Origin of the sequence: Burkholderia sp. BDU5 (genome assembly GCF_001522845.1) — a bacterium.
GTDB classification, from domain to species: Bacteria; Pseudomonadota; Gammaproteobacteria; order Burkholderiales; family Burkholderiaceae; genus Burkholderia; species Burkholderia mayonis.
This window is the reverse complement of sequence record NZ_LOWC01000132.1, coordinates 15,855-28,094: the sequence shown is the minus strand read 5'-3', so window position 1 is coordinate 28,094 and position 12,240 is coordinate 15,855. Positions and strand designations below refer to the sequence as shown.

Below are 12,240 nucleotides of genomic sequence, written 5' to 3'. Positions count from 1 at the left end.
AGCCGGCTTGCCGCCCCCGCCAACATGCGGACATTTCATTTGCTACAAAACCGGACATTTCTATTTGTCCGCGACAGGGGATCAAATATGACAGCGTTTATTCCGATGAGTCGCGAGGTGAGATTGAAGACGCGGCTTAAAGGGCTGCCTGCGCCGGAACATTTCGAAATGGCCACCGTACCCGTGCCGGAGGCCGGTGCGGGGGAAGTGCTGGTTCGCAACCGCTATTTCCTGATTTCGGCTTCGCTTCGCGCGATGGTGAGCGAAGGTGCGGAGGACGTGCCGGGCGTGCCTTTTCCCGCGTTGCGAGCCGGCGACGCGCTGCGGGGCGAGGCGATCGGCGAGGTGGTGAAAGCGCCGGCCGGCGGCACGTTATCGCCTGGCGACATGGTCACGCATTTCAGCGGATGGCGCGATTACGCCGCGGTTCCGGTACAGGCGTGTTCCCGCGTCGGCAAGCCGTTGCCGGAGCCGATCGGGTATCTTGGCTATCTGGGGCACGGCTGGACGGCCTATGCGGCGTTGACCCGTGGCGTGCAGATCCGTCCGGGCGATAGGGTTTTCGTATCGAGCGCCGGCGGCGCGATCGGTTCGATGGCGGGACAGATCGCGCGTCGGCTGGGAGCAGGGCGCGTGATCGGCAGCACCAGCTCGCGCGAGAAGGCGAATCGGCTGGTCGCCGAGCTGGGGTACGACGCAGCGGTGATCCGCGGCGGCGAGCAGCCTTTCGTGAACCAATTGGCGGATGCGGCGCAAGGCGGTCTCGACGTCTTCATCGATTCCGTCGGCGGCGAGCAACTGCAGGCGGCCGTGACGGTCGCCCGGGAGGGCGCGCGCTTCGTGATCGTCGGAACGCTGTCGGGCCAGCTTGCCGCACGAGGCACGGGCCGCGTCGCTCCCGTCGAGCTCGACGCGGTCCAGATCCTCCTGAAGCGAATCACGATGCGCGGCTACAGTGCCGACGACAATCCGGAGGCCAAGCGGGAATGGTTCGAATTGTTCCCCGAGTGGCTGCGGTCCGGAGACATCTCATTCCCGCATACGGTGATCGATGGACTGGAGCAGGCGCCCGTCGCGTTGTGCGACACGGTTCACGGGCGTCATCTCGGAACGGTACTCGTGAAGCTGTAGCGGTGCGGCAGCGGCATAGGCGCGGATGGACTTCCGCAACGCAAAGTCCATCCGATCGAAGGCATGTTCACCATTCGAGCGGAATTATGGAGCGCAATCTCTCTCCTGTGCGTGTCACCAAACATTGGACGCCTGCTTCTTGGAAAACCAAGCCTGCATTGCAACAGCCGACATACCGCGACGCGGCGGCGCTGGAGCGCGCGGTTGCCGAACTGCGTCAGCTGCCGCCGCTCGTTACGTCATGGGAAGTACTGGCGCTGAAGCGCAAGCTGGCCGATGCGGCGGCAGGCCGCTGCTTTCTGCTGCAAGGTGGCGATTGTGCGGAGCGTTTTGCCGACTGCACGTCGCCCGTCATCGCCAATCGCCTGAAAGTGCTGCTGCAGATGAGCCTCGTGCTCGTGCATGGCTTGAAGCTGCCGGTCGTGCGCGTCGGTCGCTTCGCCGGCCAGTACGCGAAACCGCGCTCGGCGGATACGGAGACGCGGGGTCACGTGACCTTGCCGTGCTACCGAGGCGATATCGTCAACGCGAGCGAGTTCAGCGCGGAGGCCCGCGAGCCGGATCCTCAGCGTCTGATCGACGCGCATTCGAAGTCTGCGCTGACGATGAATTTCGTCCGTGCGTTGATCGACGGCGGTTTCGCCGACTTGCACCATCCCGAGTATTGGGATCTCGCGTGGGTTTCGCATGCGGGGCTTCAGGACGAGTATCGGCGGATGGCGCAGTCGATCGGCGAATCCGTGCGCTTCATGGAGACGCTCGCGGGCGAGCCGCTCGGCAGCTATGCGAAAGTGGACTTCTACACGTCGCACGAAATGCTGCTGCTGAACTATGAAGAGGCCGTGACACGGCAGGTGCCGCAGCATTGGGGCTGGTTCAATCTGTCGACGCATTTTCCGTGGATCGGCATGCGCACCGCGCAGCTCGACGGCGCGCACGTCGAATACTGCTCGGGCATCCGCAACCCGATCGGCTTGAAAGTCGGGCCCGGCGTGAAGCCCGACCAGCTATTGCGCACGATCGATACGCTGAATCCCGAAAACGAAGCAGGCCGCCTGACGCTCATCACGCGCATGGGCGCGGCGATGATCGACGCGGAATTGCCGCAGCACCTGAACGCCGTCAAGGCCGAGGGCCAGCGCGTGCTGTGGTGCTGCGATCCGATGCACGGCAATGGCGAGACGACGCCGGGCGGCGTGAAGACCCGGCGATTCGACAATATCCGCGCGGAGCTCGAAGCGGCATTCGATATTCATGCCGCCTGCGGCACGCATCTGGGCGGCGTGCATCTGGAGCTGACAGGCGAGAACGTGACCGAATGCCTTGGCGGTGCGCGCAATCTAACCGAAGCGGATCTTTTGCGCGCGTACAAGTCGACTGTCGATCCGCGGTTGAACTACGAACAGTCGCTGGAAATCGCGATGTTGATCGTACGCAAGCGCGGTACGGCATCGATTGCCGACATCGGCGCGAAAAGTCGCACGGGCAGCGTCAACCGGGCCATGCTGATCCCTGTCTGAGATTCCCGCCGGCTCGAATGAGACAGCCGCGGTGTTGGGGGGGCGATTATGACCGGCCGATGCGAATCTTGCGGTCATCGAATCAGACGTACGACAGGAGGGAGATAGTCCGAAAGCGGCCGTCGCCGGCGGCAAGCGCTGGGCGCACATCAATCGACGCGCGGCATGCTCGTCGTTTTCGTGCGTGCGACGATAAGCCGGGTGGACCGGCGCGGCACAATTGTGGTCGTTGTTCAGTTGTAGCGCCAGGGCGTGCCGGATCGCATTGCCGCCGGATGCCGTCGGCGCCGTTCAGGCGAACGCGAATCGATCGAGCGTGCGCGCGACTGCGTGCCGCTGGGGGCGACGGAGATCGGCCGGCGTCTCGATCGCAGGCGGTTTCGTCTCTGGCAGTTCGGCGATGCGGATTCCAACTCGATTACCCGACGAACTCCTTGTCGTTCGACGGATCGGCAAGGTCGGCCGCCGATCGGCACGCCTCGTACCGCACGAACCGCCATGGCGACGCGGGCAGCCGCGCCGTAAGAGCCGCGCCGCGCTATCCGAAGCGACTCGGTAAGTCGCAGATCTCTTCGATGGGACGCCGGGTTGCCGACTTCCCCCTGGCATCCGCGCTTACCGGTTTGCGTTACATCGGGCGAATCAGACCGAGCGCGTCGATGAGGCGAACCAGCCTGCTGGGATGTGAGCGACGCTGCGTCCGTGCGCAATCTCCGGATCGACCGACGCATGGACGGCTGCGGTCCATCCGGAGTGGGCGAGCCAGTCCTGGATGTCGTCCCGCGCGGACAACCAGCGCGCTCCCTGGGATTCGACGCGTTTGCGCGTTTCCTTGCCCTCGTCGCTCATCATCAAGGTATTGAGATGTTCGAGCAGAAGCGCGCTGCCCGGAGCGGATTGATCGGAGATTCGGCGGATCAGTTTGTCGCCGTCCGCGGCGCTCAGATACATGAGCAGTCCTTCGACAAGCCAGACGGTCGGTTGCGTGGGATCGAAGCCCGCCGCGCGTAGCGGGCGGTCCCAGCCGGACGTCAGATCGGCGACAATCGGACGCCAGTCGCATTGCAGAGACAGCTTGGACCGCTTCATCAGTTCGCGCTTGAAGGCGATGATGTCGTCGAGATCGAGCTCGAACCAGCGGGTGCCGTCGGGGCATGGCAGGCGCACCGGGCGTCCGTCGACGCCGGCCGCGAGCGTGACGACCTGCCGGAGGCCACGACTCAGGTTGGCTTGGATCTCATCGTCGAAGTAGCGGGTGCGGACGGCGAAGTACTGCGGGAAGTTCGCGCGCCGGGCGACTTCGCTGACGTGAGCATGAGTCGGCGTGCCCGCCAGGTATTCGATCAGAGCGGCTGCGAACGGATCATGGAACAGCGCATCCGGTCGCTGGCTTTCGGCATGACGCTGCCAGGCGATGAACAGTGCGGTCTGGCCGACGCCGACCGGGATATCGAGAGTAGTCACGAGGAAGTTTCCTTATCCGAAAAACGTCAGGGTTGAAGTCGCGTGGCTTTCCAGGACCGGCCGTGGCGATCGTATTTCAGGCGACGATGAAGCCTGTCGGAACTGGCGGCCCAGAATTCCATTTCTTGAGGCTCGAGGCGATAGCCGACGAATCGGGTCGGCCGGGGCAACGGAACCCCGAGTGCGAGGAGGCCGGCTGCCTCGTCGCGCAACGCCTCTAGATCCGTGAGCCGATCGCTCTGGTGTGACGCTGTCGACATTGCGTGCATGGGCACCGACCGTGCGAACCACAGGGCTTCCGATTCCTTTTCGTTCAGCAGATTCGCGGGTCCGGAAATCACGATCTGTTGCCCGGTTTCGCGCCAGTAGAGGACGCCGGAGGCCCAGCCAGTCTCGGACAGCTCGCGGCCTTTCCGGCTCGTGGAATGCGTGCAGAAAATCAGGCCCCGGTCGTCGATGGCACAGAACGCGACGACGCGCGTCGACGCGCGTCCGTCTGCGGTCGCCGTTGCCAGCGCGAGCGCCTTCGGCTCCCGCACGCGGGCGGATTCCGCCGCGTCAAGCCAGCGTCGAAGTAGTGTGAGGGGCTCCGGCGGTGGATCGTCATATTCCGGGAACGGGACATCGACGTGCCCTGTCAGGCTTTCGAATCGACTGGTATTCATGGCTGTATTTCCGTGAGGGCGAGAGACTCTAGATGCCAAGCCGGCCTCGAGCGACGACGGCGCCATGTCCGCTGACCTCGACGGACCGGATGTCGTGCTCCGTTCCCGTCACGAGCGCGTACATGTGCGAGGGGCGCTTGATCTCGACGCCCTGGAGGATGTGTAGCGCTTGTCCCCAGGGAATCTGTCGATGCCGTGCGAGGTGAATGGCGATGGGACCGGCCGCGGAGCCGGTCGCCGCGTCCTCTGTGACGCCGTAGGCGGGCGAGAACATCCGGCAGCGCCAATGGTCGCCGGCGGGTGCGAGGCAAATGGCCGACATGTCCTCGAATTGGGCGAGCGCGCGATGATCCGGGTGGACGTTCGACAGCGCGGAGGCGTTGGGACAGCCGACGAGCACATGGCGGGGGCCGTTTCGATATGCTTCGACGGGGAGCGTGGAGGCGTTCAGGCCGAGCGCGTCGAGCAGGCGATCGGCGTGCTCGTAGCGCTGCCAGGTCGGAATCGGCTGCTGCATTGTGACGAATGCGAGGCCGGGTTGTTCGGAGTGCACATCGAAGGTGACGGGACCCATGCCGGTTTCGAACACGAAGCGGTCCTGCGCTTTCAGATGCCTGAGCGCCACTGCGGTGCCCAGCAGCGGGTGGCCTGCGAACGGCAGCTCGTTGACCGGCGTGAAGATGCGCACGTGCACATCGCCGTCGTTCCTGGGCGGCATTACGAACGTGACTTCCGAGAGGTTCATTTCGCGGGCGATCTGTTGCATGCGCTGCGGCGCGAGCGTCTCGTCGACGAGAAAGACGGCGACGGGATTGCCTTCGAGCGGAGTGCGGGTGAATGCGTCGACCACGAGGTAGTCGATCGGAGACGAAGCCGGTCCCGGTTCGGCCGTATTCGCGTGCAGTGGCGAGGGGGCTAGGGCGCGCATGAAGCGCTGGATATCGCTGCGTTCGACGCTTGCTTCGACCGCGAAGCGTGCGCGCAGGGAAACCGGCCGTCCGATCAGGTTTTGTGCGTCGTTCGGGGGCATCAGGTGGGCCGGGGGGCGGCTGCCGTCCCAGAGCATGATCGCTCCCCAGCGGTTCTTTTCCGCATCCGCTATCCAATGCTTCTGTCTCAAGCCAGGCACGTTCGTCCAGCGGCCGACGGTGCCGTCGTGCAAATGCGCTTTCAGCGATTCGATGGTCGGTGTGGATCCGTCCAGATCCCACCAAACGATGTCGACGATCATGAAATGCGTGTCCTATATGGGGTTGTGGGGAGGGGGTCAGGCCGTCAGGGTGGCCGTTCGTTCTTTGCTGCGCAGCGCGTGCGTGGCGGCTTCTCCGAGGATGCGCGGTCCGTCGACGGTCAGCACGGATTCGGCGTGAAACTGCATCGAACTGAAAGACGGGCCGCGCAGCGCATGGACTTCGCCGCTCTGCGGATTACGGCTGACTTGGACGATGCCGACGCCGTCGATGTCGAGTTCGTCGTGCGCAGTTCGTGCTACGTAGGTGTTGTAGAAGCCGACGCGTTCCCGTTGCCCGAACAGGTCGATCTCGACCTGGATGCCTTGATTTGGGATCTGGCGCCGCACGAGCGGGATGCCGAGGACAGCGGTTAGCACCTGATGGCTCAGGCACACGGCGACGAGCGGCTTGCGCTCTTCCAGCAGGCGGCGCAGCGACGCGTGCAGGAGAGCGATCCGCGGATCGCGTACGGCGCTTGGATCGCCCGGCCCCGGCCCCATGACGACGATGTCGTGATGGGCGAAGACGGCGGGATCGTAGACGCCGCAGATTTCGGTGATGAGACCGAGTGATGCGAGTTGCTGGGCGATCATCGCGGTGAAATGGTCTTCCGCGTCGACGATGAGCGCGCGGCGGCCGCTCAGATGGGACAATCCGCCATGCCGCGCGCCATGCTGCCTGAACCAGAAGTCGGCAATGCCCTCGTTGCGCTGCCGGAGCGCCGCCTGCACCGCCGGATGCTGGCCGAGGGGCAGGCCGGCATCCGGCGGATCGAAGGCGTTCGAAAGTGCCGCGACCTTGGCGTGCGTTTCCATGACCTCGGACGCCGCATCGGAATGACGGACGAGCGTGGAACCGACGCCGATGCGGACCCGGCCATGACGGTCGATCTCCGCCGTCCGGATCAAAATGGCGGAGTCGAGCGTGCGCTCGCCATCCGCATCCCGGCCGACGAGGGCCGCGATGCCGCTGTAGTAGCCGCGGCCGACCGGCTCGTGTCTCGCGATGACGCGGGCGGCGCTCTCCAGCGGGCTGCCGGTGACGGTCGGCGCGAACATGGTCTCGCGCAGCAGGTCGCGAACGTCGGTGTCGGTGTGGCCGACGATGAAATACTCGGTGTGGGCGAGTCTTGTCATCTCGCGCAAGTGGGGGCCCGTGACCTGTCCGCCCGTCTTGCAGATGCGCGCCATCATCTTGAGCTCTTCGTCCAGCACCATGTAGAGCTCGTCGGACTCCTTCCGGTCGCCGAGGAACGCGCTGATTCCTTCGAGGGTGGGGCCCGTCTTCGGATACCGATAGGTCCCGCTAATCGGGTTCATCGTGGCCTTGCCCTTGTTCAGGGTCAGGTGCCGCTCGGGCGTGGCGCCGACGAGAGTCCGTTCTCCGGTGTGAACGAGGAAGATCCAGTACGCGCCGCTTTCCTTTCGCAGCAGTCGCTTGAAGACGGCAAGCGCCTTGCCGACGGAATAGTCGCGGAGCTCGCCTTTGAGGGTGCGTTTGATGACGAAGTTCGAGCCCTCGCCGGCGCCGATCTCGTCGGTGATGACTCGTTCGACGATGCGGGCGTATTCGTCGTCGTCGATATCGAAGTGACGGCCGCTCAGCCCGGTCTCGGCGTCAGGGATTCGCGCCAGTGCCTCGGATACGGCGACGGTCTCGTGCTCGGTGCAGGCGATGGCGACGAGTGGCGCGCCGTCGTCCCGGCTTTCGAAGCCGCGCTCGTGCAACTGACGATAAGGCACCAGCAGCAGGAGCTCCTGACCGCGCCCGGCCGCGCCGGCATGCACGGGCGGCAGCGGAAGGTCGGCAAGGGAGGCTGGATATGACGCGTCGCCCGCGATGACGTCGATGCTTGCGTGGTGGATCTCGTTGCCTTCGGAACGGCTGATGAGCGCGAAGCAAGTCGTTCGGCCGCTCAGGATGCGATCGAGAAGGTCTGGGTGATGATCGGCACTCATGAAAGTGCCTCCTTTGTCGTTAGGACCTTGCCGCAGCGCTGGGCTACGTACGTCAAGGCTTGGTGGTGATGGCTTTCGGAGAAGTCCGCCACGCCGTCGGCGAAGAAGAACGGCTGGATGTCGTTCGTGAAAGCGTCGACCGCCGACATGAGCACGCCGATGTGCGCATACACGCCGCAGAGCATCAGCTGATCGCGGCCGTTTTCGCGCATCCGCTCACGCAAGCCGGTACGGAAGAAAGCGCTGTAGCGCCACTTGGTGAATATCCAGTCGCCGGGAGACGGGCCGACAGCGGCGGCGACGTCCCGGTCGGCAGGTTTGGTCTCCATGCCCGGTCCCCAGAAATCGCGCAGCAGGCCGCGCTCCTCGTCGGTCATGCGGCCCGGGTGGGCTGTATAGGCGACCGGGATGCCGGCTTGCCGGCATCGTGAGCGCAGCGATGCGACGTTGGCCGTCAGCGTCTCCCGCATCGTCGGCGGAAACGGGGAAAGGAAATAGTTCTGCATGTCATGGATCAGCAGTAATGCGCGCGACGGATCGATGCGCCATGACACAGTATTGCCGGGCAGTCTGTTTGAGTCAGGTAGATCGTATTGATGAATCGTAGGAATGCCAGCCATTGAACTCCTCCATGTGTCGTATATTCAGCTCGGGAGACCATCCCGGCGAACGACAGGAACCTCGATGCCAAGCGAACGGAATTGTTCGCAGGGGTTCATGAATTCGCGCTGCTCCTTGATCAGTCCGTTCTCGAACCGGAAGGAGTGGATGAAGTGATTGGTGTAGTGTCCTTGGGGGTAGCCGGGGAAGCAGATTGCGCCTTCTCCACGGCACTCGACCCAAAACCAGTTCGGATCCTGGGTATCGAAGATCTGGATGTCGGTCCATGCCCAATCGGGGAAGCATTGCAGCGACCACACGGCGTGCGCGGCCAAGCGGTCGCGGCCGCGAATGACGATGGGCTGGCCGTTGTCGGTGGTCCAGAGACCGCCGACGCCGTCTTCGGTAAACAACAGATGGCGCTTCAGCCGCGCTTCGCCGCGTGTGTGCATGTACTGCTCGACGATTTTCCGATTGCGCTGCCGGATCGCGTCATGGTTCGACGACGGACTGACGAGGGTTTCGATGTCTGACATAAGCACTCCTTAAGTAGAGGATGGCCGCCTGGATGACGGCCGAGGTGGATCAAACGAGATAGCTGATTTCGCGCGGGTCGAGACCGACGAGCGCTCGACCGTAGACAAGCTGGGGAATGCCCATTCCGAAGCCTGCGTGCCGGCTCGCGACGTGGAGGTCGCGCCAGATCAGTTGCAACGGGTTCGTTTCGAAGAAGGCTGCGCTTCCGTAGGCGGTGATAAGGCGGTCAATGGCTTCCCGGCACAGGCGCGTCACACGGGTGGATTCCATTCGGAACCGTGAGCGGGTCAGTTCGTCGGGCAAGGCGCCCGCCAATGCGTGTTCTTCGACGGTCTCGACGATCCGGCGGGCATGCAGCTTCGCGCCGTCGATCATCAGCGCAGCTTCGGCGATGTCCGTCTGGAAAGCGGGTGAGATGGCCTGGCTCCGGAACGTGGATGATGCGACACGGCGCTCGTGCGCTTGCTCGCGCACGAGGCGCAGCGCGGTTTCGATTGCGCCGAGTTGCGGGCCCAGCAGGCCGAGCGACAGCAGCCCCGAGTAACTGCCGCTGTAGAGCGGATGCCGCGCCGACGGAGGACGCGATTCGCCAGTCACGATCGGCGCGTAGGGGGTTACGCGATGGCGCGGGATGAACAGCCGGTTCGCGACGACGGTGTTGCTGCCGGTTCCGCGCATGCCCGTGATGTGCCAGGTGTCGCGGATTTCGACTTCGTCGGCACGCATGAGAACGAGGTTCGTCGTGTCGTCGTCGCGGTCGACGCCTTTCGGTATCAATGCCGCGATCCATTCGGCATGCAGGCTGCCGGACGCGTAGCCCCATTCGCCGCTTACGACGACACCGCCGTCGACGCGTTCGACGGCGGCTCTCGAAGGCGCGATGATGAGTGCCGTGCGCGTGTCCTTGTTACCGTCCCACACTTCGTCCTGCGCGCGCTCCGAGAAATGGGCGGCCATGTAGTTGCCCATGTTGAGCACGCTCGTGACCCACGCTGCGGAACAGCAGCCGTGTCCGAGCTCGACGCACACGTCGAACAGCGTGCTCGGGCGAGCTTCGTGGCCCCCCTGCCGTCGCGGAGAGAACAGCCTCATCAGGCCCGCGTCGGTGACGGCGGCGACGGTCCGGTCGGTCAGGCGCCGCTGCTTGTCCGACACATGCGCCTCTTCGGAAAGAACGCTTGCAACGTCGACCGCTTTGGCGACGATTGCTTGATGGTCCGGAACGGAGCCGTCGAGCGCGTTCTCTCCGTGTTCGGCCGCCTCCCCGTCAGGCGATGCTCGTCGGTTCTCTTTACGATCGGGAAAGCGCCGGGATGTCGGTATCGTGTCCACAATATCTCCGAAATTCCATTGATGTTTTCATGGTGAAAATACGAACAACGGGAGTCGTTTCTGATGCTGCGGGAATTTTTTTAGGACGATGAGGGCGGGGTGATCGTCTTTTAAAGGCCGATATGATCGGGATGATTGAGTGCGTGATCAATAAATCAAACCTGTCTCTTATTTGATTTTATTGATCGTCAAACAGTGAAAAATTATGGTCGAGAGGCTACGTAATTCAACCTGCCGAATCTAGTAGGTCGGCTCAAAACGGGAATCGGTTCCGCGACGGGGCGATGGGGGCGGCATGCCGGTGTTTCTACGTATTCTCAAGGCTTTGCGCTTATGAAAAGACCGGAAGGGCTGATGCGCAGTGGGCGAATCGGAAATTCATCGTCATATTTTTAATATGAAGTGGACACATTTTTTTGCTTGATAATTTCAGGTCGCATGATATGGTGCGTAATTACGAGTCGCAGATGCCATGCGGAATGGAGTGGTTATATTTATCTATTGTTTGGAAAATTATTTTTAATTTTTGGATTTTTGTGGGTGATTTATTGACGAGTGCGAATGAGGCGGAGGGCGAATCGTGTCGTTGGCCCCAATTTTATGGGGACGTGTTTATTTTTTCTGGAACCGATTTGCGCATGGCCGGAACGCCATTGGCTGGTTTTGCTCTTCGTCTTATGCCATCCGCCCGATCGTCTTCCGAAACCGCTTCAACGACAGCAGAAACAATACGGTCCCGATCACCGCCAGAATCAGAAACTGCCGCCAAACCGTCTCGATCCCCGCGCCGCGATAGAGAATCGCCTGCCCGATTTCGACGAAGTGCGTCGTCGGCGCGGCGAGCATGATGTTCTGCACCGCGAACGGCATGCTCTCGCGCGGCGTCAGGCTGCCCGACAGCAGTTGCAGCGGCAGCAGCACCAGCACCAGCAGCATCCCGAACTGTGGCATGCTGCGCACGAGCGTCGCGAGAAAGATGCCCATCGACGTCGTCGCGAACAGGTGAATCGCCATCCCCACGACGAACAGCGCGACTGATCCTTCGATCGGCACGTGCAGCGCGCCGCGCACGACGAACGTTAGCGAGAACACCGCCGCGCACGCGACGACGAGCCCCATCGACCACACCTTCGCCATCATGATCTCGCCTGGCGTCACCGGCATCACGAGCAAGTGCTCGATCGTCCCGTGCTCGCGCTCGCGGATCAGCGCGGCGCCCGTGAGCACCATCGACAGCAGCGTCACGTTGTTGATCACTTCCATCAGCGAACCGAACCACGTCTGGTCGAGGTTCGGGTTGAAGCGCATGTGCATCGCGATGTCGACGGGCGGCGTTGCGTTCGTCCGGTAGCGCCGCGCGAAATCGTCGATCTCGCCGCTCACGATCTGCTGCACGTAGCCATTGCCCGTGAACGCCTGGCTCATCCGCGTCGCGTCGACGTTCAGCTGGATCTGCGCGGGCCGGCCCGCGAGCACGTCGCGCTGAAAGTTCGGCGGGATGTCGAGTGCGAACGTGAAGTCGCCCGCGTCCATCCCGCGGTCCGCTTCCGCGAGCGTCACCATCTTCGGCAGCGCGAACTGCGGCGGGAAGAACGCCGATGCGATCCGCGCGGACAGCGGCGACGCATCCTCGTCGATGATCGCGATCGGCGCCATGTGCAGCGTGTCCGGGCGCGCGGTCGCGGCCGAGTAGATCGACACGGTGAACGTGTACGCGATCAGCACGAGCAGGATCGGGTCGCGCACGAGGCTCCACAGCTCCTTGACGCCGAGACGATAGACGATCGCGAGGCGCTGCATG

Annotated in this window: 10 protein-coding genes; 2 read left to right on the top strand and 8 right to left on the bottom strand. The window is 63.3% G+C overall.

The features are described 5' to 3' along the window. Together WS69_RS21035 and WS69_RS21030 are read left to right on the top strand one after the other, a co-directional pair. Positions 1-1,131: MDR family NADP-dependent oxidoreductase (locus WS69_RS21035; protein WP_231747182.1), on the top strand; the 1,131-nt coding region annotated here is incomplete at its 5' end. 86 nt (positions 1,132-1,217) lie between these two features. Further along, entirely contained in the window at positions 1,218-2,651 is a 1,434-nt protein-coding gene (locus tag WS69_RS21030) for a class II 3-deoxy-7-phosphoheptulonate synthase (RefSeq protein WP_059472619.1), read from the top strand. Between the two features lie 642 nt (positions 2,652-3,293). On the opposite strand, the gene WS69_RS21025 is transcribed toward WS69_RS21030, so the two are convergent. The 8 genes from WS69_RS21025 to WS69_RS20990 form a co-directional block, all read right to left on the bottom strand. Next, the gene (locus WS69_RS21025) at positions 3,294-4,115 is read right to left on the bottom strand and encodes a class I SAM-dependent methyltransferase (protein ID WP_059472618.1); all 822 of its coding nucleotides are present in this window, start codon (positions 4,113-4,115) and stop codon (positions 3,294-3,296) included. A gap of 26 nt (positions 4,116-4,141) precedes the next feature. Beyond that, positions 4,142-4,780 (bottom strand): phenazine biosynthesis FMN-dependent oxidase PhzG, encoded by a 639-nt coding sequence (phzG, locus tag WS69_RS21020; RefSeq protein ID WP_059472617.1) that lies wholly within the window; start codon positions 4,778-4,780, stop codon positions 4,142-4,144. Between the two features lie 28 nt (positions 4,781-4,808). Then, positions 4,809-6,011, bottom strand: coding sequence for a PhzF family phenazine biosynthesis protein (locus tag WS69_RS21015; RefSeq protein WP_082716351.1), 1,203 nt, complete (start codon positions 6,009-6,011; stop codon positions 4,809-4,811). Between the two features lie 36 nt (positions 6,012-6,047). Next, entirely contained in the window at positions 6,048-7,970 is a 1,923-nt protein-coding gene (locus WS69_RS21010) for an anthranilate synthase family protein (RefSeq protein ID WP_059472616.1), read from the bottom strand. Continuing rightward, positions 7,967-8,590: an isochorismatase family protein gene (locus WS69_RS21005; protein ID WP_059472615.1), complete on the bottom strand. Its 624-nt coding sequence runs from the start codon at positions 8,588-8,590 to the stop codon at positions 7,967-7,969. The genes WS69_RS21010 and WS69_RS21005 overlap by 4 nt, the downstream gene beginning before the upstream one ends. Positions 8,591-8,614: 24 nt before the next feature. After that, on the bottom strand, positions 8,615-9,106 hold the full coding sequence (locus WS69_RS21000; RefSeq protein ID WP_059472614.1) for a PhzA/PhzB family protein: 492 nt from the start codon (positions 9,104-9,106) through the stop codon (positions 8,615-8,617). A gap of 49 nt (positions 9,107-9,155) precedes the next feature. Next, the gene (locus tag WS69_RS20995; RefSeq protein WP_082716350.1) at positions 9,156-10,439 is read right to left on the bottom strand and encodes an acyl-CoA dehydrogenase family protein; all 1,284 of its coding nucleotides are present in this window, start codon (positions 10,437-10,439) and stop codon (positions 9,156-9,158) included. A gap of 675 nt (positions 10,440-11,114) precedes the next feature. Next, entirely contained in the window at positions 11,115-12,239 is a 1,125-nt protein-coding gene (locus WS69_RS20990; protein WP_059472613.1) for an ABC transporter permease, read from the bottom strand. Position 12,240: the final 1 nt, after the last annotated feature.

Coding starts and splice junctions, on each gene's coding strand:
- WS69_RS20990 (WP_059472613.1), bottom strand. CDS start 12,239: ATGCAGCGCCTCGCGATCGTCTATCGTCTCGGCGTCAAGGAGCTGTGG.
- phzG (WP_059472617.1), bottom strand. CDS start 4,780: ATGAATACCAGTCGATTCGAAAGCCTGACAGGGCACGTCGATGTCCCG.
- WS69_RS21030 (WP_059472619.1), top strand. CDS start 1,218: ATGGAGCGCAATCTCTCTCCTGTGCGTGTCACCAAACATTGGACGCCT.
- WS69_RS21015 (WP_082716351.1), bottom strand. CDS start 6,011: ATGATCGTCGACATCGTTTGGTGGGATCTGGACGGATCCACACCGACC.
- WS69_RS21010 (WP_059472616.1), bottom strand. CDS start 7,970: ATGAGTGCCGATCATCACCCAGACCTTCTCGATCGCATCCTGAGCGGC.
- WS69_RS21005 (WP_059472615.1), bottom strand. CDS start 8,590: ATGGCTGGCATTCCTACGATTCATCAATACGATCTACCTGACTCAAAC.
- WS69_RS21000 (WP_059472614.1), bottom strand. CDS start 9,106: ATGTCAGACATCGAAACCCTCGTCAGTCCGTCGTCGAACCATGACGCG.